19 protein-coding genes are annotated in these 20,692 nt (G+C 72.9%); 13 read left to right on the top strand and 6 right to left on the bottom strand.

The window, feature by feature from the left end:
* Positions 1–5: 5 nt before the first annotated feature.
* Entirely contained in the window at positions 6–653 is a 648-nt protein-coding gene (locus CHR28_RS30875; RefSeq protein ID WP_179272613.1) for a phosphatase PAP2 family protein, read from the bottom strand.
* A gap of 175 nt (positions 654–828) precedes the next feature.
* Here CHR28_RS30875 and CHR28_RS30870 point away from each other — a divergent pair, with 175 nt between their 5' ends.
* A complete protein-coding gene (locus tag CHR28_RS30870; protein ID WP_179272612.1) occupies positions 829–1,698 on the top strand; it encodes a hypothetical protein in 870 nt (289 codons plus the stop codon).
* A gap of 284 nt (positions 1,699–1,982) precedes the next feature.
* On the opposite strand, the gene disA is transcribed toward CHR28_RS30870, so the two are convergent.
* Both disA and radA read right to left on the bottom strand, forming a co-directional pair.
* Complete coding sequence (gene disA, locus CHR28_RS30865) at positions 1,983–3,107, bottom strand: DNA integrity scanning diadenylate cyclase DisA (protein ID WP_094057017.1); 1,125 nt, start codon at positions 3,105–3,107, stop codon at positions 1,983–1,985.
* 80 nt (positions 3,108–3,187) lie between these two features.
* Positions 3,188–4,597: a DNA repair protein RadA gene (radA, locus tag CHR28_RS30860; RefSeq protein ID WP_094057016.1), complete on the bottom strand. Its 1,410-nt coding sequence runs from the start codon at positions 4,595–4,597 to the stop codon at positions 3,188–3,190.
* Between the two features lie 198 nt (positions 4,598–4,795).
* Between radA and CHR28_RS30855 the strand changes: the two genes are divergently transcribed.
* Positions 4,796–6,514, top strand: a complete 1,719-nt coding sequence (locus CHR28_RS30855; RefSeq protein WP_094057015.1) for a BACON domain-containing protein — start codon at positions 4,796–4,798, stop codon at positions 6,512–6,514.
* 11 nt (positions 6,515–6,525) lie between these two features.
* Here CHR28_RS30855 and CHR28_RS30850 read toward each other — a convergent pair whose 3' ends face one another.
* Positions 6,526–7,326, bottom strand: coding sequence for a hypothetical protein (locus CHR28_RS30850; protein ID WP_094057014.1), 801 nt, complete (start codon positions 7,324–7,326; stop codon positions 6,526–6,528).
* Positions 7,327–7,397: 71 nt separating this feature from the next.
* Between CHR28_RS30850 and CHR28_RS30845 the strand changes: the two genes are divergently transcribed.
* The 4 genes from CHR28_RS30845 to ilvD all read left to right on the top strand — a co-directional run bounded on the left by CHR28_RS30845 (position 7,398) and on the right by ilvD (position 11,874).
* Positions 7,398–8,330: a Ppx/GppA phosphatase family protein gene (locus tag CHR28_RS30845; RefSeq protein WP_094057013.1), complete on the top strand. Its 933-nt coding sequence runs from the start codon at positions 7,398–7,400 to the stop codon at positions 8,328–8,330.
* A 98-nt stretch (positions 8,331–8,428) separates the two neighbouring features.
* Positions 8,429–9,253 (top strand): sugar phosphate isomerase/epimerase family protein, encoded by an 825-nt coding sequence (locus CHR28_RS30840; protein ID WP_094057012.1) that lies wholly within the window; start codon positions 8,429–8,431, stop codon positions 9,251–9,253.
* The gene (locus CHR28_RS30835; RefSeq protein ID WP_094057011.1) at positions 9,250–9,882 is read left to right on the top strand and encodes a TetR/AcrR family transcriptional regulator; all 633 of its coding nucleotides are present in this window, start codon (positions 9,250–9,252) and stop codon (positions 9,880–9,882) included. The genes CHR28_RS30840 and CHR28_RS30835 overlap by 4 nt, the downstream gene beginning before the upstream one ends.
* Positions 9,883–10,020: 138 nt before the next feature.
* Positions 10,021–11,874, top strand: a complete 1,854-nt coding sequence (gene ilvD / locus CHR28_RS30830; protein WP_094057010.1) for a dihydroxy-acid dehydratase — start codon at positions 10,021–10,023, stop codon at positions 11,872–11,874.
* Between the two features lie 58 nt (positions 11,875–11,932).
* Here the strand turns inward: ilvD and CHR28_RS30825 are convergent, their stop codons facing one another.
* The gene (locus tag CHR28_RS30825) at positions 11,933–14,056 is read right to left on the bottom strand and encodes a serine/threonine-protein kinase (protein WP_094057009.1); all 2,124 of its coding nucleotides are present in this window, start codon (positions 14,054–14,056) and stop codon (positions 11,933–11,935) included.
* Between the two features lie 181 nt (positions 14,057–14,237).
* Between CHR28_RS30825 and CHR28_RS30820 the strand changes: the two genes are divergently transcribed.
* The 6 genes from CHR28_RS30820 to proC all read left to right on the top strand — a co-directional run bounded on the left by CHR28_RS30820 (position 14,238) and on the right by proC (position 18,964).
* Positions 14,238–14,579: an SH3 domain-containing protein gene (locus tag CHR28_RS30820; RefSeq protein ID WP_094057008.1), complete on the top strand. Its 342-nt coding sequence runs from the start codon at positions 14,238–14,240 to the stop codon at positions 14,577–14,579.
* Between the two features lie 144 nt (positions 14,580–14,723).
* On the top strand, positions 14,724–15,218 hold the full coding sequence (locus tag CHR28_RS30815; RefSeq protein ID WP_094057007.1) for a hypothetical protein: 495 nt from the start codon (positions 14,724–14,726) through the stop codon (positions 15,216–15,218).
* Positions 15,219–15,656: 438 nt separating this feature from the next.
* Positions 15,657–16,325, top strand: coding sequence for a class I SAM-dependent methyltransferase (locus CHR28_RS30810; protein WP_256984507.1), 669 nt, complete (start codon positions 15,657–15,659; stop codon positions 16,323–16,325).
* Between the two features lie 61 nt (positions 16,326–16,386).
* Positions 16,387–17,199, top strand: a complete 813-nt coding sequence (locus CHR28_RS30805; RefSeq protein ID WP_094057006.1) for an ABC transporter ATP-binding protein — start codon at positions 16,387–16,389, stop codon at positions 17,197–17,199.
* A complete protein-coding gene (locus tag CHR28_RS30800) occupies positions 17,196–18,008 on the top strand; it encodes an ABC transporter permease (protein ID WP_094057005.1) in 813 nt (270 codons plus the stop codon). Before CHR28_RS30805 ends, CHR28_RS30800 begins: the two co-directional genes overlap by 4 nt.
* A gap of 143 nt (positions 18,009–18,151) precedes the next feature.
* Positions 18,152–18,964, top strand: coding sequence for a pyrroline-5-carboxylate reductase (gene proC / locus CHR28_RS30795; protein WP_094057004.1), 813 nt, complete (start codon positions 18,152–18,154; stop codon positions 18,962–18,964).
* 38 nt (positions 18,965–19,002) lie between these two features.
* Here the strand turns inward: proC and trpS are convergent, their stop codons facing one another.
* Positions 19,003–20,046 carry a tryptophan--tRNA ligase gene (gene trpS, locus CHR28_RS30790; RefSeq protein WP_094057003.1) on the bottom strand — a complete coding sequence of 348 codons (1,044 nt, stop codon included), beginning with the start codon at positions 20,044–20,046 and terminating at the stop codon, positions 19,003–19,005.
* Between trpS and CHR28_RS37565 the strand changes: the two genes are divergently transcribed.
* Entirely contained in the window at positions 20,040–20,252 is a 213-nt protein-coding gene (locus CHR28_RS37565; protein ID WP_179272611.1) for a hypothetical protein, read from the top strand. The two genes, trpS and CHR28_RS37565, sit on opposite strands and share 7 nt — an antisense overlap.
* Positions 20,253–20,692 lie beyond the last annotated feature (440 nt).

Genomic DNA, 20,692 nt, shown 5'->3' with positions numbered 1-20,692 from the left:
CCCGCTCACCGCCGCCCGGCCGGCACCTCGCGGGACCGTGCGCCCGCCGGGCGGCCCGGCCCCACCACCCAGCGCACGACGGGGGCCGACGAGCCGCGCAGCGCGCCGCTGAGCCGCGTCATGGGCCCCGTGCCCAGCCGGACCGCGACCAGGGCGACCAGGGCGCCCAGCACCAGCCCGGCGAGGACGTCGTGCGGATAGTGCACGCCGACGAAGACCCGGGAGAAGGCCATCAGCAGGGCGAGCGGGGCGGTCAGCCACAGCAGCGCGCGCCGCACCAGGGCCAGCGTTACGGCCGATCCGCCCGCGATCGTCGCGTGGTTGGACGGGAACGACCAGTCGCCGTGCGGCGGGCACGCGGCCAGGGACGCGGCCGCACCGGCGACCGCGCGGCACGGACGCTCCTGTGTCACCACGGACTTGAGCAGCTCACTGCACACGTACGCCCCTGCCGTGGCCAGAGGTGCAAGGGCCGCGATCGCGAACGCCCGGGGACCGTCGCGGCGGGCCCGCCACCACACGGCGGCGAACAGCGCGACGAAGACCAGCAGTCCGGCCTCCGTCCACAGTCCGGCCCCCTCCCGTACCCACATCGGGGTGTCGTGGGCGAAGTCGGTGATGTCGCGGTAGAGCGCGGTGTCGTCGAAGGTCATGGTCACGGACGGTAGGCGGCGGTCCGGAACCGTCACACCCTGCGATCGTCGGGTGCCGTACCTGACGAAAGACAGGGGTGGAACGGCGTTCTTCCGAGATGATGATCCGGAAAAGTTGTGCCTCGAGCGGCGGGTGGGACAAGCGAACGCGCCGTTCTCTCGTAAGGTTTGCGCCGTGGGATCTCTGCGCAATCCGGTCGGGCCGCTTCCCTCCTCCATCTACTGGCGTCGGAGGGTCGTACTCGTGTCTGTGGTCGCCCTGTTGGCGTTGCTGATCACCTGGATCGTGACCATGGGCGGCGGGGGCGGCAAGGACGGCGACAACGGCGCCAACGGCAAGAATCCCGCGCCCTCCATCACCCCCGGCCCGTCGAGTTCGGGCCCGGCCATCAGCCAAGCCCCGGGCGGACGCGACGAGTCGGGCGGCTCGGGCTCGGGCGGCTCGTCGTCCGGGTCCGGAAACGGTTCCGGTGACGGCTCCGGTGACGGCTCGGGCGACGGTTCCGACGGCGGTGGCTCGGGCGACGGTTCCGGTGACGGCTCCGGCGGATCCGCCGGGTCGGGCGGCGCCGGCGGCTCCGGGAGCGGCAGCACGGTGGGCGGCGTCGGCGCGGGCGACACGCTGCCGGCCGGTTCCACCCTGCCCAACTGCACCGCCGGCGTGGTCAAGTTCAGCCTGCGCAGCCGGAACAACACCTACGACCCCGAGAAGACGCCCACGTTCCTGCTGACCGCGCGGAACATCTCGGGCAACGACTGCAAGATCGACCTCGGGCCGAAGAACGCGGTGTTCACCGTCACGCCGGCGAGCAGCGACGACGACTACTGGTCCTCCGCGGACTGCCCCAAGGCGGCCGCGCACCAGCTGTTCCGGGTGCCGGCGGGCAGCGACATCACCTACATGGTGAAGTGGGACCGCAAGCCGAGCGCCCCCGAGTGCGCCACGCCCCCGGCGGGTTCGGCGAAGCCCGGCACCTACCTGGTGGAGGCCAAGGCTCCGGGCTTTGCGAAGGTACAGACGTCCTTCGTACTGTCCGCCGACTGAGGCGGACTGCCGAAGGAATCCGACGGCCGACTGAATCAGGCAGACGACGGAATCCGACGGCCGACTGGATCCGACGGCCGACTGAGTCCGATTCGCTGCCGATAAAAACCGACTGCCGATGGAAACCGACTGCCGGCTGGATCCGACTGCCGATCGAAACCGGCTGTGGGCTGAAGCCGGGCCGATGCCGGGCCGATGGCGCGGGCGGCGGCCCGGACGGCTGAGGGCGGTACCCGCACCGGGTACCGCCCTCAGCCGTTCAGCCGGTCCGTGCGCTGCGCGCGCTAGACGTACCGCTCCAGGATCGACGACTCCGCCAGCCGCGACAGCCCCTCGCGCACGCTGCGCGCCCGGGCCTCGCCCACGCCGTCCACCGTCTGCAGATCGTCGACGCTCGCGGCGAGCAGCTTCTGCAGACCGCCGAAGTGCTCCACCAAGCGGTCGATGATCGCGCCGGGCAGGCGCGGCACCTTCGCGAGGAGCCGGAAGCCCCGCGGGGAGACCGCCGAGTCCAGCGTCTCGGGAGAGCCCGTGTAGCCCAACGCCCGTGCCACCGTGGGCAGTTCGAGAAGCTCGGCGTGGCTGAGCGCGTCGAGCTCGGCGAGGGCCTCGTCGACCGTGCGGGACCGCTTGGCCGTGGGCTCGGGGACGTAGTCCCGCACGACCAGCTCGCGCTCCGGCTCGACACCCGCGATCAGCTCGTCCAGCTGCAGGGCGAGCAGCCGGCCGTCCGTGCCCAGCTCCACCACGTACTCGGCGATCTCCGTGGCGATCCGGCGGACCATCTCCAGGCGCTGCGCGACCGCCGAGACGTCCCGGACGGTCACCAGGTCCTCGATCTCCAGCGCGGACAGCGTGCCCGCGACCTCGTCCAGCCGGAGCTTGTAGCGCTCCAGGGTGGCGAGGGCCTGGTTGGCGCGGGACAGGATCGCCGCCGAGTCCTCCAGGACGCGGCGCTGGCCGTCCACGTACAGGGCGATCAGGCGCATCGACTGGGAGACGGAGACGACCGGGAAGCCGACCTGCTTGCTGACGCGGTCCGCCGTGCGGTGCCGGGTGCCCGTCTCCTCCGTGGGGATCGTCGGGTCCGGGACCAGCTGCACGCCCGCGCGCAGGATCTTCGACAGGTCAGAGGACAGCACGATGCCGCCGTCCAGCTTGCACAGCTCGCGCAGGCGCGTCGCCGTGAACTCGACGTCCAGTACGAAACCGCCGCTGCACAGCGCCTCGACCGTCTTGTCGGAGCCCAGCACGATGAGACCGCCGGTGTTGCCGCGCAGGACGCGCTCCAGGCCGTCGCGCAGGGCGGTGCCGGGTGCCACAGCGCTCAGTGAGGCGCGCATCAGGCCATCGGTACCGGCACTCACGCCGGACTTTCCGGGAGCTGAAGCCCGGTCGTTGGCTGCCACTGCACTCCTCCGGTCGCAGGTTCTGGGCGCCCCCGTGTCGCGCGCTCGGTTCGCACGGACGGGCGAGACCAGGGCAAAGTCTACCGGCGACCCTCCTCGTCCCGTGGGGCCTCTCTGCGACGGGACCGGGGGAGGACCCGCAGGGCGTCCCCTATGTCCGCGACTTCCAGGACCTTCATACCCGCCGGGATCTTCCCCGGATCGCCCGGTACCAGGGCGTGCGTGAAGCCCAGGCGGTGGGCTTCCGCCAGGCGGCGCTGCACGCCCGTGACTCGTCTCACCTCGCCCGCGAGGCCCACTTCGCCGATCGCGACGAGGTTCTTGGGGAGAGGTGTGTCACTCGCGGCGCTCGCCAGGGCGAGGGCGACCGCGAGGTCCGCCGCGGGCTCGGAGAGCTTCACCCCGCCGACCGTCGCGGAGTAGATGTCCCTTTTGCCCAAGGCGCTGATCCGGCCGCGCTGTTCCAGCACCGCCAGCATCATCGAGACGCGGGAGGTCTCCAGGCCCGAGGTGGTGCGGCGCGGGGAGGGGATCTGCGAGTCGACCGTGAGCGCCTGGACCTCGGCGACCAGGGGGCGGCGGCCCTCCAGGGTGACGGTCAGGCAGGTGCCGGGGACCGGTTCCGCCCGGCGTGTCAGGAAAAGTCCGCTCGGGTCCGCGAGGCCCGTGATGCCCTCGTCGTGCAGTTCGAAGCAGCCGACCTCGTCGGTGGTGCCGTAGCGGTTCTTGACGCCGCGTACGAGCCGCAGGCGGGCGTGCCGGTCGCCCTCGAAGTGCAGGACGACGTCCACCAGGTGCTCCAGCAGGCGCGGGCCCGCGATCGCGCCGTCCTTCGTGACGTGGCCCACCAGGAGCGTGGACATGCCGCGCTCCTTGGAGGCGCGGATCAGGGCTCCGGCGACCTCGCGCACCTGGGCCATGCCGCCGGGCGCGCCGTCGATCTCCGGGGAGGCCACCGTCTGCACCGAGTCCAGGATCAGCAGCGACGGCTTCACCGCGTCCAAGTGGCCCAGCACGGCCGCCAGATCCGTCTCGGCCGCCAGGTACAGGTGGTCGTCGATGGCGCCGATGCGGTCGGCGCGCAGCCGGACCTGGCTCGCCGACTCCTCGCCCGTCACGTACAGCGTGCGGTGCTCGTCGCTCGCGGACTTGGCCGCCACGTCCAGCAGCAGCGTCGACTTGCCGACGCCGGGCTCGCCCGCGACGAGCACCACCGCGCCGGGGACCAGCCCGCCGCCGAGCACGCGGTCCAGCTCGGGCACGCCGGTGGTGCGGGCGGCGGCCTGGCGGCCGTCCACCTGGCCGATGGGCAGGGCGGAGGTGGTGACCCGCCCGGGGGTCGTCGTGCGGACCGCGGGCGTGCCGTACTCCTCGATCGTCCCCCAGGCCTGGCACTCGGGGCAGCGGCCGAGCCACTTCGCCGTCTGCCAGCCGCACTCCGTGCAGCGGTAGGACGGGCGGTCCTTGGTGGATTTCGTACGGGCAGCCATGGACCGAACCGTAGCCCCCGCCACTGACAACGCGGCGACCGGACGGCGCCGGCCGCCCTCGCGCCAGGGGTCCGCCACCCCCCGCCGGGGTCCGGGGCGGGGGGTTCGTGTCCCCGTTTGAGGGATCGTTTCACCCGTACGGATTAAATGTGCTCAAGCCGTCGGAAGGCGCCCCTTCCGGCCGCCTACGGTCGCCGAATGATGAGCAGTTCTCCGGAGATCTCGACCCGCTCGACCCGCACGGCCGGCGCGCATCGGGCGCACCGGGAAGCGCGTGACCGCGCGGCGGCTCGCACGCTGGCGCAGCGGCCGCCCGCGCGCTACGAGCCGTACCTGGACGGCCTGTTCACCTACTGCCTGTCCGTGCTGTGCGACCACGACGCCGCGACCGCCGCCCTGGGCGACGTCCTCGCCCTCGCCGAACGCCGCGGCCGGCACGTCCCGGACGCGCCCGCGGACCGCAGGGCCTGGCTCTACGCGCTGGCCCGCTGGGCGTGCCTGCGCAAGCTGGCCGAGGCCAAGCAGAAACGTCAGAGCAGCCACGCGGCGGGCCGCGCCGGCCGGCAGCGCGCCGACCGGCCGGCCGCCCCGGCCCCCTCGGAGGAGGTCCAGGAGCGGCGCCGCCGCGAACTGGCCCTGCTGGCCTGGCCCGAGGCCGCCGGCACCACCCCGGAGCAGCGCGAGGCGCTCGAACTGGCCGTGCGCCACCACCTCGCCGCCCACGAGGTCGCCGCCGTGCTCGGCATGGACGAGGCCGCCGCCCGCGATCTGCTCGCCTCCGCCGCCTGCGAGGTGGAACGCACGCGCGCGGCCCTCGCCGTCGTCGAGACCGGGGCGTGCCCGAGCGTCGCGCACCTCGTCGGCGACGACCGGCTGGTGCTCGGCACGGCCCTGCGCCGCGAGCTCGTCCGGCACGTCGACGACTGCCCGCGCTGCCGCCGGGCTGCCGAGCGCGCCATCCCCGGCCGCTGGCCCGGCACCAGCGTCACCCCCGCCGAACTGCCCGTCCTGCCGGCGCCCCGGGCGGCGCTGCACGTCGCCATGGCGCACCACCCGCGCGCGCGGAGCGCCGGGCCGCGCTTCGACCGGCGCGGTTTCCCGATGGACCCCAAGGACCACGCCGCCCGCCGCGACCGGCTCCGCGCGCGTGCCGTCACCACGACCGTCGTCGCCACCGTCGTCGCCGCGCCCGTGCTCGCCCTGTGGGCCGCCTACCGGGGCACCCCGGTCGGCGAGGGCCACGACGGCCGCTCGGCCTCCGCGCGCGAGGCGGACGACCCGTTCGCCCTGGACGGCGAGATGGCGGGCGGCGGCTACGAGAACACCGGCAACGCCGGCACCCGGCCCGGCCCCCGGTTCGGCAAGGACGGCAAGGCCGACGTCTCCGTCGAGGTCATCGGCGTCGCCGGCGCCGGCCGCGGGACCGCCCTGGAGGTCACGGCGGACAACAGCGGCGACACCACCCTCGTCACCCTCACCGCCACCGGGACCGCCCCGGTCCGCTGGTCGGCCAGCACGGGAGCGGACTGGCTCTACCTCAGCCAGTCCTCGGGAACGCTCGGCCCCGGCGAGTCGTTGACGATCAAGGTGTACGTCGACCACCTGCGGGAGCCCGCCGGCCCCTGGCACGCGCAGGTGGCGGTCGCCCCCGTCGGAGCCGTCGTCCACATCGAGGGCTACGGCAGCGCGCCCAGCCCCTCCGGCCCCGGCCCGCGCCCCAGCAGCCCGGCCGAGCCGCCCTCCACCCGGCCCGACCCGACGCCCACGACGTCCGCCCCGGACCCGACACCGACCACGCAGCCCCCGTCGCCCGGCCCGGACCCCACGCCCACGCCGACGGACCCGGAGCCCACCGAGCCGGCGGGCTCGACGCCCCCGCCGTCGGACAGCGGCGACCCGAGCCCGGCCACGTCGTAGCGCCCGGCCGCTCAGACCACCGGATCCGCGGGGTGCGGCGCGAGAAGCGGCAGCTGCGAGGCCAGTCGCTCCTCGCACAGCTCGACCAGCCGGTCGTAGCCTGCCTTGCCCATGAGCTCGATGAGCTCGGGCCGGTAGGAGACGTAGACCGGATCGCCCGCGCCGTGCGCCGAGGTCGCCGAGGTGCACCACCAGTGCAGGTCGTGCCCGCCCGGGCCCCAGCCGCGGCGGTCGTACTCACCGATCGACACCTGCAGCACGCGCGTGTCGTCGGGCCGGTCGATCCACTCGTACGTCCGGCGCACCGGCAGCTGCCAGCACACGTCCGGCTTGGTCTCCAGCGGCTCGCGGCCCTCCTTCAGGGCGAGGATGTGCAGCGAGCAGCCCATGCCGCCCGGGAAGCCGGGCCGGTTCTGGAAGATGCAGGACCCCTGGAAGGGCCGGGTCTGCCGGTCGCCGTCCTCGTCCTCGGAGACCCAGCCGTTGGCCGTGCCTTCGGCGTGGTGCTGCCAGATGTCCGGCGTGAGCCTGGCCACATGCTCGGCGACGCGCTTCTCGTCGTCCTCGTCGGAGAAATGGGCACCCAGGGTGCAGCACCCGTCGTCCGCGCGGCCGGCCTGGATGCCCTGGCAGCCGCTGCCGAAGATGCAGTTCCAGCGAGAGGTCAGCCATGTCAGATCGCAGCGGAACACCTGCTCGTCGTCCGCCGGATCGGGAAACTCCACCCACGCGCGAGCGAAGTCGAGCCCCTGCTCGTCGGGTACCGCGACGCCCGGTGATTTGTCGCGCTTGGCCTTTTTCGTCTTTGGCACGCCTCCAGGGTACGGGCCGCATCCCCGCACCGAGGACGGCGGACGGCCCGGCTCGCAGTAGCGTTCCGTACATGAGACTCGGTGTCCTCGACGTGGGTTCGAACACGGTGCATCTGCTCGTGGTGGACGCGCACCCCGGCGCGTGCCCGCTGCCCGCGCACTCGCACAAGGTCGAACTGCGCCTCGCCCAGCTCCTCGACGGCGACGGCGCGATCGGCCCCGCCGGCGTCGACCGGCTGATCTCGGTCATCCACGAGGCGCTCCAGGCCGCCGAGGACAAGGGCGTCGAGGAGATCCTGCCGTTCGCGACCTCCGCCGTCCGGGAGGCCCGCAACGCCGACGAGGTCCTCGCCCGCGTGCGCGCCGAGACCGGCGTCGAGCTCCAGGTCCTGACCGGCGAGGAGGAGGCGCGCCTCACGTTCCTCGCGGCCCGCCGCTGGTTCGGCTGGTCGGCCGGGAAGCTGCTGGTGCTGGACATCGGCGGCGGCTCCCTGGAGATCGCCTACGGCATGGACGAGGAGCCCGACGCGGCCGCCTCCCTGCCCCTGGGCGCCGGCCGCCTCACCGCAGGCTGGCTGCCCGGCGACCCGCCCGCCCCCGACGACGTCCGGGCCCTGCGCCGCCACGTCCGCACCGAGATCGCCCGCACGGTCGGCGAGTTCAGCCGCCTCGGCGCCCCCGACCACGTCGTCGCCACGTCCAAGACCTTCAAGCAGCTGGCCCGCATAGCCGGCGCCGCCCGCTCCGCCGAGGGCCCCTACGTCCAGCGCGAACTCAAGCGCGAGTCCGTGGAGAGCTGGGTCCCCAAGCTGTCCGGCATGACCGAGCGGGAGCGGGCCGAACTGCCCGGCGTCTCGGAGGGCAGGGCGGGCCAGCTGCTGGCCGGTGCCCTGGTGGCGGAGGCCGCGATGGACCTGTTCGGCGTGGAGCGCGTGGAGATCTGCCCGTGGGCGCTGCGGGAGGGCGTGATCCTGCGCCGGCTCGACCACATGGACTCGGTGTAGGGAAGATTCGGCGTGCGCGGAGCTCACCACGTGGCAATCACCACAACGGCGAATAGGCACCCCACGACCTGCCCATCCCACCCCGTAACCTGTCCTGCATGGCAGAGCCAGCCGTGAAGATCCCGGACGCGAAGGTCGCCCTCTCGACGGCCTCGGTCTACCCGGAGTCGACGGCCACGGCCTTCGAGATCGCCGCGCGCCTCGGCTACGACGGGGTCGAGGTCATGGTCTGGACCGACCCGGTCAGCCAGGACATCGAGGCCCTGCGCCGACTCAGCGACTACCACCGCATCCCGATCCTGGCGGTGCACGCCCCCTGCCTGCTCATCACGCAGCGCGTGTGGTCCACCGACCCGTGGACCAAGCTGCAGCGGGCCCGCGCGGCGGCCGAGAAGCTGGACGCGAGCACGGTCGTGGTCCACCCCCCGTTCCGCTGGCAGCGCCAGTACGCGCGCGACTTCGTCGCCGGCATCTGGCGCATGGCGAACGAGACGGACGTGCGCTTCGCCGTCGAGAACATGTACCCCTGGCGCTACCGCGACCGCGAGATGCTGGCCTACGCCCCCGACTGGGACGTCACGAAGGACGACTACCGTCACTTCACGATCGACCTCAGCCACACGGCGACGGCCCGCTCCGACGCGCTGGCCATGGTCGACCGCATGGGGGACCGCCTCGGCCACGTCCACCTCGCCGACGGCCGCGGCTCCGCCAAGGACGAGCACCTGGTGCCCGGCCGCGGCACGCAGCCCTGCGCCGAGGTGCTGGAGCGGCTCGCCCTGACCGGCTTCGACGGCCACGTCGTCATCGAGGTCAACACCCGCCGTGCCATGTCCAGCGCGGAGCGCGAGGCCGACCTCGCCGAGGCCCTGGCCTTCACCCGCCTCCACCTGGCCTCGGCCGCGAAGGTGCCGCGCCGATGACCGGCCGGCCCCCGTCCGGCACCGGGCCCGGCCCCGCGGCCCGCCGCCGCGGCCGCCCCCCGCGCACGGAGTCGGCCGACACCCGCGACCGCATCCTCACCGCCGCGCGCGACGAGTTCTCCGAGCGCGGCTACGAGAAGACGTCCGTGCGCGGCATCGCCAAGACCGCCGGCGTCGACTCGGCCCTCGTGCACCACTACTTCGGCACCAAGGAACAGGTCTTCGAAGCGGCGATCACCCAGTCCTTCGGACCCGCGCTGCAGGCCCCGAAGGCCATCGAGGAGGGCCCGCTCGACGGCGTCGGCGAGCGGCTGGCCCGCTTCTTCTTCGGCGTCTGGGAGAACCCGGCGACCCGCGCGCCCCTGCTCGCCATCGTCCGCTCCGCCCTCACCAACGACACCGCGGCCGCCGTCTTCCGCCGGATCGTCGCCACGCAGGTGCTGCGCCGCATCGCGGTACGCCTGGACCTGCCCGACGCGGAGCTGCGGGCCGAGCTGGCCGCCGCCCAGCTCGTGGGCACGGCGATCCTGCGCTACGTCATCAAGGTCGAGCCCCTGGCCTCGGCGGACCCGGAGCAGATCATCGCCCGGCTGGCCCCGGTCGTGCAGGGACACCTGACCGATCCGTAAGCCTCGCGGGTGCCGCGGACGAGACGGTCATCCCGCATTCCGGACACCGCGTCCCGCCCTCTGGATGAGCGGCGTACGCTCGACAGCAGTCAGAAATCTCCGAATCCTCTGACGCAGTCTCTGAAGGAGCGAGCGACGATGCCCGAGCTGAGGTCCCGCACAGTCACCCACGGCCGCAACATGGCGGGCGCCCGCGCCCTGATGCGCGCCTCCGGTGTACCGGGTGCGGACATCGGCCGCAAGCCGATCATCGCCGTCGCCAACAGCTTCACGGAGTTCGTCCCCGGCCACACGCACCTCGCGCCGGTCGGCCGGATCGTCAGCGAGGCCGTCCGGGAGGCCGGCGGCATCCCGCGCGAGTTCAACACCATCGCCGTGGACGACGGCATCGCCATGGGCCACGGCGGCATGCTGTACTCCCTGCCCTCCCGCGACCTGATCGCGGACAGCGTGGAGTACATGGTCGAGGCCCACTGCGCCGACGCCCTGATCTGCATCTCCAACTGCGACAAGATCACCCCGGGCATGCTCAACGCCGCCCTGCGGCTGAACATCCCCACGGTCTTCGTCTCCGGCGGCCCGATGGAGTCCGGCCGCGCCACCCTCGTCGACGGCACCGTCCGCACGCTCGACCTGGTCGACGCGATCTCCGACGCCGTGAACGACAAGATCTCGGACGAGGACATCCTCCGCATCGAGGAGAACGCCTGTCCGACCTGCGGTTCCTGTTCCGGCATGTTCACCGCCAACTCGATGAACTGCCTGACCGAGGCCATCGGCCTGTCCCTGCCGGGCAACGGCTCGGTCCTGGCCACGCACACGGCCCGCAAACAGCTCTACGTCAACGCCGCGAAGACGGTCATGGACATCACCCGCCGCTACTACGAGCAGGACGACGAGACGGTCCTGCCGCGCAGCGTGGCGTCCTTCGCGGCCTTCGAGAACGCCATGGCCCTCGACATCGCCATGGGCGGCTCCACCAACACGATCCTGCACCTGCTGGCCGCCGCCCAGGAGGCGGGCGTCCCCTTCGGCCTGGAGGAGATCAACGAGGTCTCCCGCCGCGTGCCGTGCCTGGCCAAGGTCGCCCCGAACGTGGCCAAGGACCGCACGTACTACATGGAGGACGTGCACCGGGCGGGCGGCATCCCCGCCCTGCTCGGCGAGCTGCACCGCGCGGGCCTGCTCAACGAGGACGTGCACTCCGTGCACAGCCCGTCCCTCGCCGACTGGCTGAAGACCTGGGACGTGCGCGGCGGCTCCCCGTCCGCCGAGGCCGTCGAGCTGTGGCACGCGGCCCCCGGCTGCGTCCGCTCCGCCGAGGCCTTCTCCCAGTCCGAGCGCTGGGAGGCCCTGGACGAGGACGCCGAGGGCGGCTGCATCCGCTCCGCCGAGCACGCCTACTCCAAGGACGGCGGCCTCGCGGTCCTCAAGGGCAACCTGGCCGTGGACGGCTGCGTCGTGAAGACGGCCGGCGTCGACGAGTCCATCTGGACCTTCGAGGGCCCGGCGGTCGTCTGCGAGTCGCAGGAGGAGGCCGTCCAGAAGATCCTCACCCAGCAGGTCAAGGACGGCGACGTCGTCGTCATCCGCTACGAGGGCCCCAAGGGCGGCCCCGGCATGCAGGAGATGCTCTACCCGACCTCGTACCTGAAGGGCCGCGGTCTGGGCAAGACCTGCGCGCTGGTCACCGACGGCCGCTTCTCCGGCGGCACCTCGGGCCTGTCCATCGGCCACGCCTCGCCCGAGGCGGCAGCGGGCGGCACCATCGCCCTGGTCGAGGACGGCGACCGCATCCGCATCGACATTCCCAACCGCTCGATCGACCTGCTGGTCGACGACGCCGAGCTGGCCCGCCGCGAGCAGGCGCTGAACGGCCGGTACGCCCCGAAGAACCGCGACCGCAAGGTCTCCGCCGCGCTGCGCGCCTACGCGGCGATGGCGACCAGCGCGGACAAGGGCGCCGTCCGGGACGTGTCGAAGCTGGGCTGAACCCCCGCACGGCCGAGGGCCGCTCCCCGTCCCGGGGAGCGGCCCTCGCGTATGCCTGCTACCAGCCGGCCGGAGCGCGCCCGCTGACGGCGAAGACCGTGCCGTCGGGCGCGCTGCCGTAGACCCGGTCGCCCACCACCACCGGCTCGGGCAGGGCGGCCGGGACCCGGTCCGAGCGCGTCCCCAGCCGCGGCGGCGTCTCCCCGAGGAGCCTGCCGCGCCGCGCGTCGACGCCGAGCAGCCGCCCGTCCGGCGCGGTGACGTACACATGCCGGCCGTCGGCGGCCGGCCTGGACCCCCGCACCACACCCGTCTCCAGCCGCCACAGCTCCTCGCGCGCCGCCAGGTCGACCGCGACCAGCGAACCGCCCGTCGCCATGAGGTGCACGACGTCCCCGCGCACACTGCCCTCCGCCTGCTGCAGCGGCACCCGCAACGGCACCCGCACGCTCTTCCGGGTCCGGGGGTCGTAGCGCACCACGGCCCGGGCCTCCTGCGTGGCCGCGTCGACCGAGAGGAGGACGACCGCCCCGTCCACCGTCCCGAGCGGTTCCAGACCTCCGTCGAGCCGCGCGTCCCACCGCACGTCCCCCGAGTGCGGATCCACCGCCGTGACGCGGGTGCTGCCCCCGTCCCCGGACACACTCGCCGCGTACGCCAGCGGATCACCGGCGAACGACACGAAGTACGGCACGTCCTGCCCCGCGACGCGATGGCTCCACTTCACGTCACCGGAAGCGGCGTCCACCCCGCTGACCGTGCCGTCCGCCGCGGTGAGCAGCACCATGCCGTCCACTTCCCGCAAGCCCCCGTGGACGGGCAGCTCCGCGTCCCGGACCACGTCACCCGAGGCGATGTCGAGCGCGGTCAGCCCCCGCCCCTGCCCGAGCCCCGCCAGCACCAGCCCGTCCGCCACGGCCGGCGGACCGGCCGGCGGCCCATCGGCGGCGGCGCCTTCCAGCGGATGCCGCCACCGCACCCGGCCGTCAGCGGCGTCGAGCGCGAACACCAGCCCGTCCCGGGCGCAGAGCAGCGTGCCCTTCCCGTACGAGCACTGCGGCACGCCCTCGCGGCCCACCGGCTCCGCCTCCCAGCCGGAGAACGCGGCAGCCGTCGTCCGCGGCGAGGTGACCTCCGGCGCCGGGCTTCCGCCCCCGGCCAGGGACACCGACGCCAGCGCCCCGGCCAGAACCAGCCCGGCGGCCCCGGCGGCCAGCGCCCCCCGCCTGCCGATCCGCCGGGCCGGCTTCTCCTCCGCCTCGGGGGCGCCCCCGGGCCCACCCGGCTCCGCCCCCTCCTCCACCGGCTGCTCCGCCACACGCTGCTGCGGTATGAAGGCCTGCGTGTCGTACGAGGCGGCCACCGACCGCAGTTCCCGCATCAACGCGTCGGGCGAGGGCCGGTCCTCGGGCTCCTTGGCGAGACAGCGCCGCACGAGCGGCACCAGCTCCTCCGGCACTCCGGTCAGCTCGGGCTCGTCGTGCACGACCTGGTAGGCGACGACATACGGGCTGTCGGAGTCGAACGGCCCCCTCCCGGTCGCCGCGTGCACCATCACGGAGCCGAGGGCGAACACGTCGGCGGCGGGCCCGACTTCCCTCGGCCGCCGGAACTGCTCGGGCGCCATGAAGGGCGGTGTGCCGATGAGCTTGCCGGTCTCGGTCCGCAACTCGCTGTCCGCGGGGCGGGAGATGCCGAAGTCGATGACCTTCGGCCCGTCCTCGGCGAGCAGCACGTTGCTCGGCTTCAGGTCCCGGTGCACGACCCCGACCCGGTGGATGTCCCGCAGGGCCTCGGCGAGCCCGGCCATCAGCCGGCGCAACTGGGCAGGGGCCAGCGGCCCGTTCCGCTTCACCTCCTGGGCGAGCGTCGGACCCGGGATGAACAGCGTGGCCATCCAGGGCCGTCCGGCCTCGGGGTCGGCGTCCACGACCGGCGCGGTGAAGGCCCCGCTGACCCGCCGGGCAGCCGCCACCTCCTGCCGGAAACGCCCCCTGAACTCAAGGTCCTTGGCGAACTCCGCGTGCACGACCTTCACGGCGAGCTTCATCCCGGAGGTGCTCCGGGCCAGGTGCACCACGCCCATGCCACCCGAGCCCAGACAGGACTCCAGACGGTAGTGACCGGCGTATTCAGGAAGTTCCGCTTCCGCGCCCGCCCCGGCGTTTCGCTGTGGCGCCATGGAACCACCCCCGTGCTGTTCGTCCGCGCGCGCGACGGACGGAGCCTAGTCGATGAGTCGTACGGGACAGAGGCGGCTTGCCAGCTTCCTCAGGCGATTCACGCACTGGTGTTTGAAGGCGTGATGCAGGGGAATCAACGGGACCCCATGGCAGCCATGGGGTCAACGGGGGAGGTACACCATGTCAGTCGAGCCTGTCGAGATCGAGCGCACCGAACAGCCCGAGGAAGCGGCCGGCGCCGCCGCGCCGGTGGTCACCACACTGGCCGCGGCGGCCACGACGTTCCCGATCGCGCCCGGCGTCAGCGTCAACGTCCGCAGCGGCCCCGGCACGGGCTACCCGATCGTCAAGGTCCTGCCCGCGGGATCCCGGGTCGCCATCCACTGCCAGACACCCGGCACCTGGATCACGGGCCCGTACGGCACGACGAACATCTGGGACAACATCGCCAGCGGCCAGTACATCTCGGACGCCTATGTGAACACGGGCAGCGACGGCTACATCCGCCCCCGCTGCTCCTGACCGCCCCGGCAGGTGTGGCCCGCCCCCACTGCGGGCCACACCGCCCGCGGCCGCGTCGATCGCGCCTTGGTGGGGGTGCGCGCCGTCACCTCGGTCACAGGCCGCCGCAGGCACCCGCGCGCACCGGAAAGCCATAATCGAGCCGTGAGCACAGAGACGGGCACCCCCACCCCCACCCACGACGGGCCGCAGCCCGAACCCCTGCGCTTCTTCGGCACGACCTGGCTGAACCACGACAACGGCTACACCGCCCGCCGCGTCGCCGTCGCCGCCGGCTCCCTCGCCGCGGCCGTCGCCGCCTGCGTCGTCCTCCGCCTCGCCTACCAGGGCCTGCAGATCGCCGCGATCGGCGGCTTCGTCTCACTCCTCATGATCGTCATGTTCGCGGTCTGCAGCGCGATGGCCTTCCGGCACACCTGGGACGGCTTCACCCGCCGCCCCGACCCCGGCCGCCAGGCCTCCCTCCGCGGCCTTCTCTCCATCGGCTTCGTCGGCTCCCTCCTCGCGTACTTCTTCCGCTCCCTCACCGAGGCCCCGGGCGAGAAGCTCCACCGCGCCGAGTACGAGGCAGCGCGCAAGCAGCACGAGAAGCGCACGACCCGCCGCTCGGGCAACCCCTCCAGGAAGCGCCGCGCCTGACACGGCTCACACCGCATACTCACCGCCACCACGCCGCCCCGAGACCACCATGGCGGTATGACGGACCCTGCCCACGCCCCCACCGGAGCCCCACCCCCTCAACCCCAACGGTCGCCCACACAGCCCTCGCCGACACAGCCGTCGGGCACACAGCCCTCGCCGACACAGCCGTCGGCCACACAGCCCTCGCCGACACAGCCGTCGGCCACACAGCCGTCGGGCACACAGTCCGCGCTCACACAGCCGTCGGCCACACACTCCCCGCCCACACAGCCGCCGGGCACACAGCTCCCGCCCCCACAGGCTGCACCCCCACACCCCGCTCACCCCCCGGCCCACGAGCCCACCTCCCGCTCAACGAGAGCCCACTCCTTCAACGCCGCCGCGGCCCAGTACGCGGCCAACCGCCCCACCTACCCCCCACCCCTCCTCGACGCCGTGGAGACCCTGGCCGGCCACCCCCTCGCCGGCTCCCGCGTCGCGGACATCGGTGCCGGCACCGGCATAGCCACCGCCCTCCTGCACGTCCGCGGCGCCCACGTCGTCGCCGTGGAACCCGGCGACGGCATGGCGGCCCAGTTCCGCCGCGCCCACCCCGGCATCCCTCTCGTCCGCGGCACCGGCGACGACCTGCCCCTGGCCACCGCCTCCCTCGACTTCGTCACCTACGCCCAGGCCTGGCACTGGACCGACCCGGCCCGCTCGATCCCGGAGGCGATCCGCGTCCTGCGCCCCGGCGGCTCCCTGGCGTTGTGGTGGAACACCGACGCCCTCGACGTCCCCTGGATCGCCGAGGCCGCCGAACGCACCGCCCGCCACTTCGGCATCGACGTCTCCGCCGAGAAGCGCAACGTCAACGCCCGTGCCGCCGACCCCACCGGACGCCTCGACTTCACGCGCCGCACGGTCCGCTGGAGCCGCCGCGTCCCGGTCGACACCCACCTGGCCAACATCGGCAGCCACTCGGTCTTCCTCGTCCACGGCGAGCAACACACCGCGGCCTTCCTCGCCGCCGAACGCGAGCACCTGCTCAGGGCCTTCCCGGACGGCTGGGTCGAAGAGGTCTACGAGGTGATCCTTCTGCTCGCCAGGACCCCGTGCGCCTGACACCGGCCCCCCCGACACCGACCGCTTGACGCACCCCACCCCCGGGAGCATTATTCATCGCATGATGAATAATGCTCCCGGGCCGCCACCCCGCCATGCAACCGGCCAGGACGTGACGGCCGTCCACGCCGAACACCTCACCGTCACCCGCGGCCCCCGCACCGTCCTGCGCGACCTCGCCTTCACCGTCCCCCGGGGCCGGATCACCGGCCTCCTCGGCCCCTCCGGCTGCGGCAAGTCCACCCTCATGCGTGCCGTCGTCGGCACCCAGGCCAAGGTCACCGGCACCCTCGACGTCCTCGGCCACCCCGCCGGCCACCCCGCCCTGCGCACCCGCATCGGCTACGTCACCCAGGCCCCGTCCGTCTACGACGACCTGACCGTCCGGCAGAACCTCGACTACTTCGCCGCGATCCTCGACCCGGGCCGCACCGCCGCGGACCGCCGCCAGGAGCACGTCACCCGGGCCATCACCGACGTCGACCTCACCAGCCACGCCGACGCCCTGGCCGGCAACCTCTCCGGCGGCCAGCGCAACCGCGTCTCCCTGGCCGTCGCCCTCCTCGGCACCCCCGAACTCCTGGTCCTCGACGAACCGACCGTCGGCCTCGACCCGGTCCTGCGCCGCGACCTGTGGGCCCTCTTCCACGACATCGCGGCGAGCCGCGGCGCCACCCTCCTCGTCTCCTCCCACGTCATGGACGAGGCCGAGCGCTGCGACCGCCTCCTCCTCATGCGCGAGGGCGAGGTCCTCGCCGACGACACCCCGGACGCCCTGCGCACCCGCACCGGCGCCGAAACCGTCGAAGAGGCCTTCCTCCACCTGGTCGACGAGGCCAAGGCGGCAGCCCGCACCAAGGAGACGACCCGATGACCCCCACGACCACCCCCACCTCCACCTCCCCCACGGCCCCCGCCCCCGCGCGCACCCCCCGCCCCCGCGCCCTGAGCGCCTCCCGCACCACCGCCACCGCGGCCCGGGTCCTGCGCCAGCTCACCCACGACCCCCGCACCATCGCGCTGCTGATCCTCATCCCCTGCGTGATGCTGCTCCTGCTCCGCTACGTCTTCGACGGCAGCCCCCGCACCTTCGACAGCATCGGCGCGTCCCTCCTCGGGATCTTCCCGCTGATCACGATGTTCCTGGTGACGTCGATCGCCACCCTGCGCGAACGCACCTCCGGCACCCTCGAACGCCTCCTCGCCATGCCCCTCGGCAAGGGCGACCTCATCGCCGGGTACGCCCTCGCCTTCGGCACCCTCGCGATCATCCAGTCCGCCCTGGCCACCGGCCTCGCCCTCTGGTTCCTCGGCCTCGACGTCACGGGCAGCCCCTGGCTCCTGCTCCTGGTGGCCCTCCTCGACGCCCTCCTCGGCACGGCCCTCGGCCTCTTCGTCTCGGCCTTCGCGGCCTCGGAATTCCAGGCGGTCCAGTTCATGCCGGCGGTGATCTTCCCCCAGCTCCTGCTGTGCGGCCTGTTCACCCCGCGCGACGACATGCACCCCGCCCTGGAGGCCCTCTCCGACGTGCTCCCCATGTCCTACGCCGTCGACGGCATGAACGAGGTCCTCCGCCACACCGACATGACGGCCACCTTCGTCCGGGACGTCCTGGTCGTCGCGGGCTGCGCCCTGCTGGTCCTGACCCTCGGAGCGGCAACCCTCAGGCGCCGCACCACATAACCGCGCGGCCACCCGCCCGCGCGGCCACCCGCCCGCGCAGCCACCCGTCCGCATCCCGCCCACCGGACACGACCCCGTCCCCCCACCCCCGGGTGCGAGGATGAACCCGGACGACGCGCAACCTCCGGAGGGCACCGAAAGCCATGACCCAGAAAGTCGCAGTCCTCGGCACCGGCAAGATCGGCGAAGCCCTGCTCAGCGGAGTGATCCGCGCCGGCTGGACCCCGGCCGACCTCCTGGTCACCGCCCGCCGCCAGGAACGGGCGGAGGAACTCCGCACCCGCTACGGCGTCACCCCGGTCAGCAACGCCGAGGCCGCCAAGACCGCCGACACCCTGATCCTCACGGTCAAGCCGCAGGACATGGGCACGCTCCTCGACGAACTCGCCCCGCACGTCCCCGCCGACCGCCTGGTCATCAGCGGCGCCGCCGGCACCCCCACGGCCTACTTCGAGGAGCGGCTGGCCCCCGGCACCCCGGTCGTCCGCGTCATGACGAACACCCCCGCCCTGGTCGACGAGGCCATGTCCGTCATCTCCGCCGGCACCCACGCCACCGCCGACCACCTCGCCCACACCGAGGAGATCTTCGGCGCCGTCGGCAAGACGCTCCGCGTCCCCGAGTCCCAGCAGGACGCCTGCACCGCCCTCTCCGGCTCCGGCCCGGCCTACTTCTTCTACCTGGTCGAGGCCATGACCGACGCCGGCATCCTCCTCGGCCTGCCCCGCGACAAGGCCCACGACCTCATCGTCCAGTCGGCCATCGGCGCCGCGACGATGCTCCGCGACAGCGGCGAACACCCGGTCAAGCTCCGCGAGAACGTCACGTCACCCGCCGGCACGACGATCAACGCCATCCGCGAACTGGAGAACCACGGCGTACGGGCCGCCCTCATCGCCGCCCTCGAAGCCGCCCGCGACCGCAGCCGCGCCCTGGCCACCGGCAACAACAGCTGACCACGGGGGCGGGTCCGACCCCCGCCCCCGCAGCCCCGTCACACCCCGGCCCCGGCCGCCTCCCTCTCCGCCACCGCAGGCTCCGCCACCGCCGGCAGCAGCCCGATCGCCCGGTACGCGGCATCCACCGTCGGCCGGGCCATCCCCCGGGCCCGCTCCGCCCCCTCCCGCAGCACCCCCTCCACATACGCCGGATCCGCGCACAACTCCTTGTGGCGCTGCTGCACGGGCCGCAGCATCTCCACCACGGCCTCGGCGGTGTCCCGCTTCAGCTCCCCGTAGGACGTGTACGCACCCCTCAGCAGCTCGGGGTCACCACCCGTGCACGCGGCGAGGATCTCCAGCAGATTGGCGAGCCCCGGCCGGGCCTCCCGGTCGTACACGACCTCCCGCCCGCTGTCGGTCACCGCCCGCATGACCTTCCTGCGCACCACGTCCGGCTCGTCCAGCAGATAGACGATCCCCGGCCCGACGTCGTCGCTCTTGCCCATCTTCGACGCCGGGTCCTGCAGATTCATCACCCGCGCCGCCACCCCGGGCTTCGTGGCCCGCGGCACCACGAACGTGTGCCCGTACCGCTGGTTGAACCGCACGGCCAGATCACGCGCCAGCTCCACGTGCTGCCGCTGGTCGTCCCCCACCGGCACCTCGTCGGCCCCGTAGGCCAGGATGTCGGCCGCCATCAGCACGGGATACGTCAGCAGCGACAGCCGCACACTCCCACCCCTCCGCTGCTCCCGCGCGGCCTTCTCCTTGTACTGGATCATCCGCCGCATCTCACCGTCGGTGGCCACGCACTCCAGCAGGTACGACAGCCGCGCGTGCTCGTCCACATGACTCTGCACGAACACCGTGCACCGCTCGGGATCCAGCCCGGACGCCAGCAGCAGCGTCGCCCCCTGCCGGCTGAGCCGCCGCACCCGCGCGGGATCGTGGTCCACGGTCAGCGCGTGCAGATCCACCACGCAGAACAGGGCGTCGGCCGCGTGCTGATCGACCTCGGCCCACCGCCGCATGGCCCCCAGATAGTTCCCCAGCGTCAGATGCCCGGTCGGCTTGACCCCGCTGAAGACCCGTGTCATCTCTTCTCCACCTCCTGGTCGTGACCACCGCCCCGAGCGGCCGCCCCTCGGTGATCCAGGAGGGAGAAACGCGAACGGCCGCCGAAGCGGCGGCCGTCGAGTGCATACGTGAGGACGGCCGCCGTCAGGCGGCCCACCAGAACTGGCTGCACGTACGCGTCGTCATGCACCCCACCGTACGCCCCGGGAGTGCCGTCCGCCCGTGAGTTGACACGCCCAGAGCCGGTCCGTACTGTTCTCCGAGTTGTCCGACGTGAGCGCCGACTCCGGTCGGTCCCCGGACAGCCAATCCGCAGGTACTCACCACTACTCGACGCAGTAGCCCTGTCGTCGTTTCATTGGCATGCGTATGTGCGGAATGAGGAATCCCCGTTCGAAAGGACGCGGCCCCCGATTGGCTCGGGAGCCGGGGAATCCGCTAAAGTCTCACTCGTCGGAACGGCCCAACAGCCGCGAAGACAAATCCCGCTGACTGGGAATCAGGCCCGAAAGGATCTGATAGAGTCGGAACCGCCGGAAAGGGAAACGCGAAAGCGGAAACCTGGAAAGCGCCGAGGAAATCGGGTCGAGAAAAGATCTGATAGAGTCGGAAACGCAAGACCGAAGGGAAGCGCCCGGAGGAAAGCCCGAGAGGGTGAGTACAAAG

Source organism: Streptomyces sp. XY006, assembly GCF_002237655.1.
GTDB classification, from domain to species: domain Bacteria; phylum Actinomycetota; class Actinomycetes; order Streptomycetales; family Streptomycetaceae; genus Streptomyces; species Streptomyces levis.
The sequence above is the reverse complement of the archived record's forward strand: the minus strand, read 5'-3'. Positions and strand labels throughout refer to the sequence as shown.

What these genes read in the sequence shown, in the direction of transcription:
- CHR28_RS30875 (WP_179272613.1), bottom strand. Translation starts at nt 653, where the DNA reads ATGACCTTCGACGACACCGCGCTCTACCGCGACATCACCGACTTCGCC.
- radA (WP_094057016.1), bottom strand. Translation starts at nt 4,597, where the DNA reads ATGGCTGCCCGTACGAAATCCACCAAGGACCGCCCGTCCTACCGCTGC.
- CHR28_RS30855 (WP_094057015.1), top strand. Translation starts at nt 4,796, where the DNA reads ATGATGAGCAGTTCTCCGGAGATCTCGACCCGCTCGACCCGCACGGCC.
- CHR28_RS30845 (WP_094057013.1), top strand. Translation starts at nt 7,398, where the DNA reads ATGAGACTCGGTGTCCTCGACGTGGGTTCGAACACGGTGCATCTGCTC.
- CHR28_RS30840 (WP_094057012.1), top strand. Translation starts at nt 8,429, where the DNA reads ATGGCAGAGCCAGCCGTGAAGATCCCGGACGCGAAGGTCGCCCTCTCG.
- CHR28_RS30835 (WP_094057011.1), top strand. Translation starts at nt 9,250, where the DNA reads ATGACCGGCCGGCCCCCGTCCGGCACCGGGCCCGGCCCCGCGGCCCGC.
- ilvD (WP_094057010.1), top strand. Translation starts at nt 10,021, where the DNA reads ATGCCCGAGCTGAGGTCCCGCACAGTCACCCACGGCCGCAACATGGCG.
- CHR28_RS30825 (WP_094057009.1), bottom strand. Translation starts at nt 14,056, where the DNA reads ATGGCGCCACAGCGAAACGCCGGGGCGGGCGCGGAAGCGGAACTTCCT.
- CHR28_RS30820 (WP_094057008.1), top strand. Translation starts at nt 14,238, where the DNA reads ATGTCAGTCGAGCCTGTCGAGATCGAGCGCACCGAACAGCCCGAGGAA.
- CHR28_RS30805 (WP_094057006.1), top strand. Translation starts at nt 16,387, where the DNA reads ATGATGAATAATGCTCCCGGGCCGCCACCCCGCCATGCAACCGGCCAG.
- CHR28_RS30800 (WP_094057005.1), top strand. Translation starts at nt 17,196, where the DNA reads ATGACCCCCACGACCACCCCCACCTCCACCTCCCCCACGGCCCCCGCC.
- proC (WP_094057004.1), top strand. Translation starts at nt 18,152, where the DNA reads ATGACCCAGAAAGTCGCAGTCCTCGGCACCGGCAAGATCGGCGAAGCC.
- trpS (WP_094057003.1), bottom strand. Translation starts at nt 20,046, where the DNA reads ATGACACGGGTCTTCAGCGGGGTCAAGCCGACCGGGCATCTGACGCTG.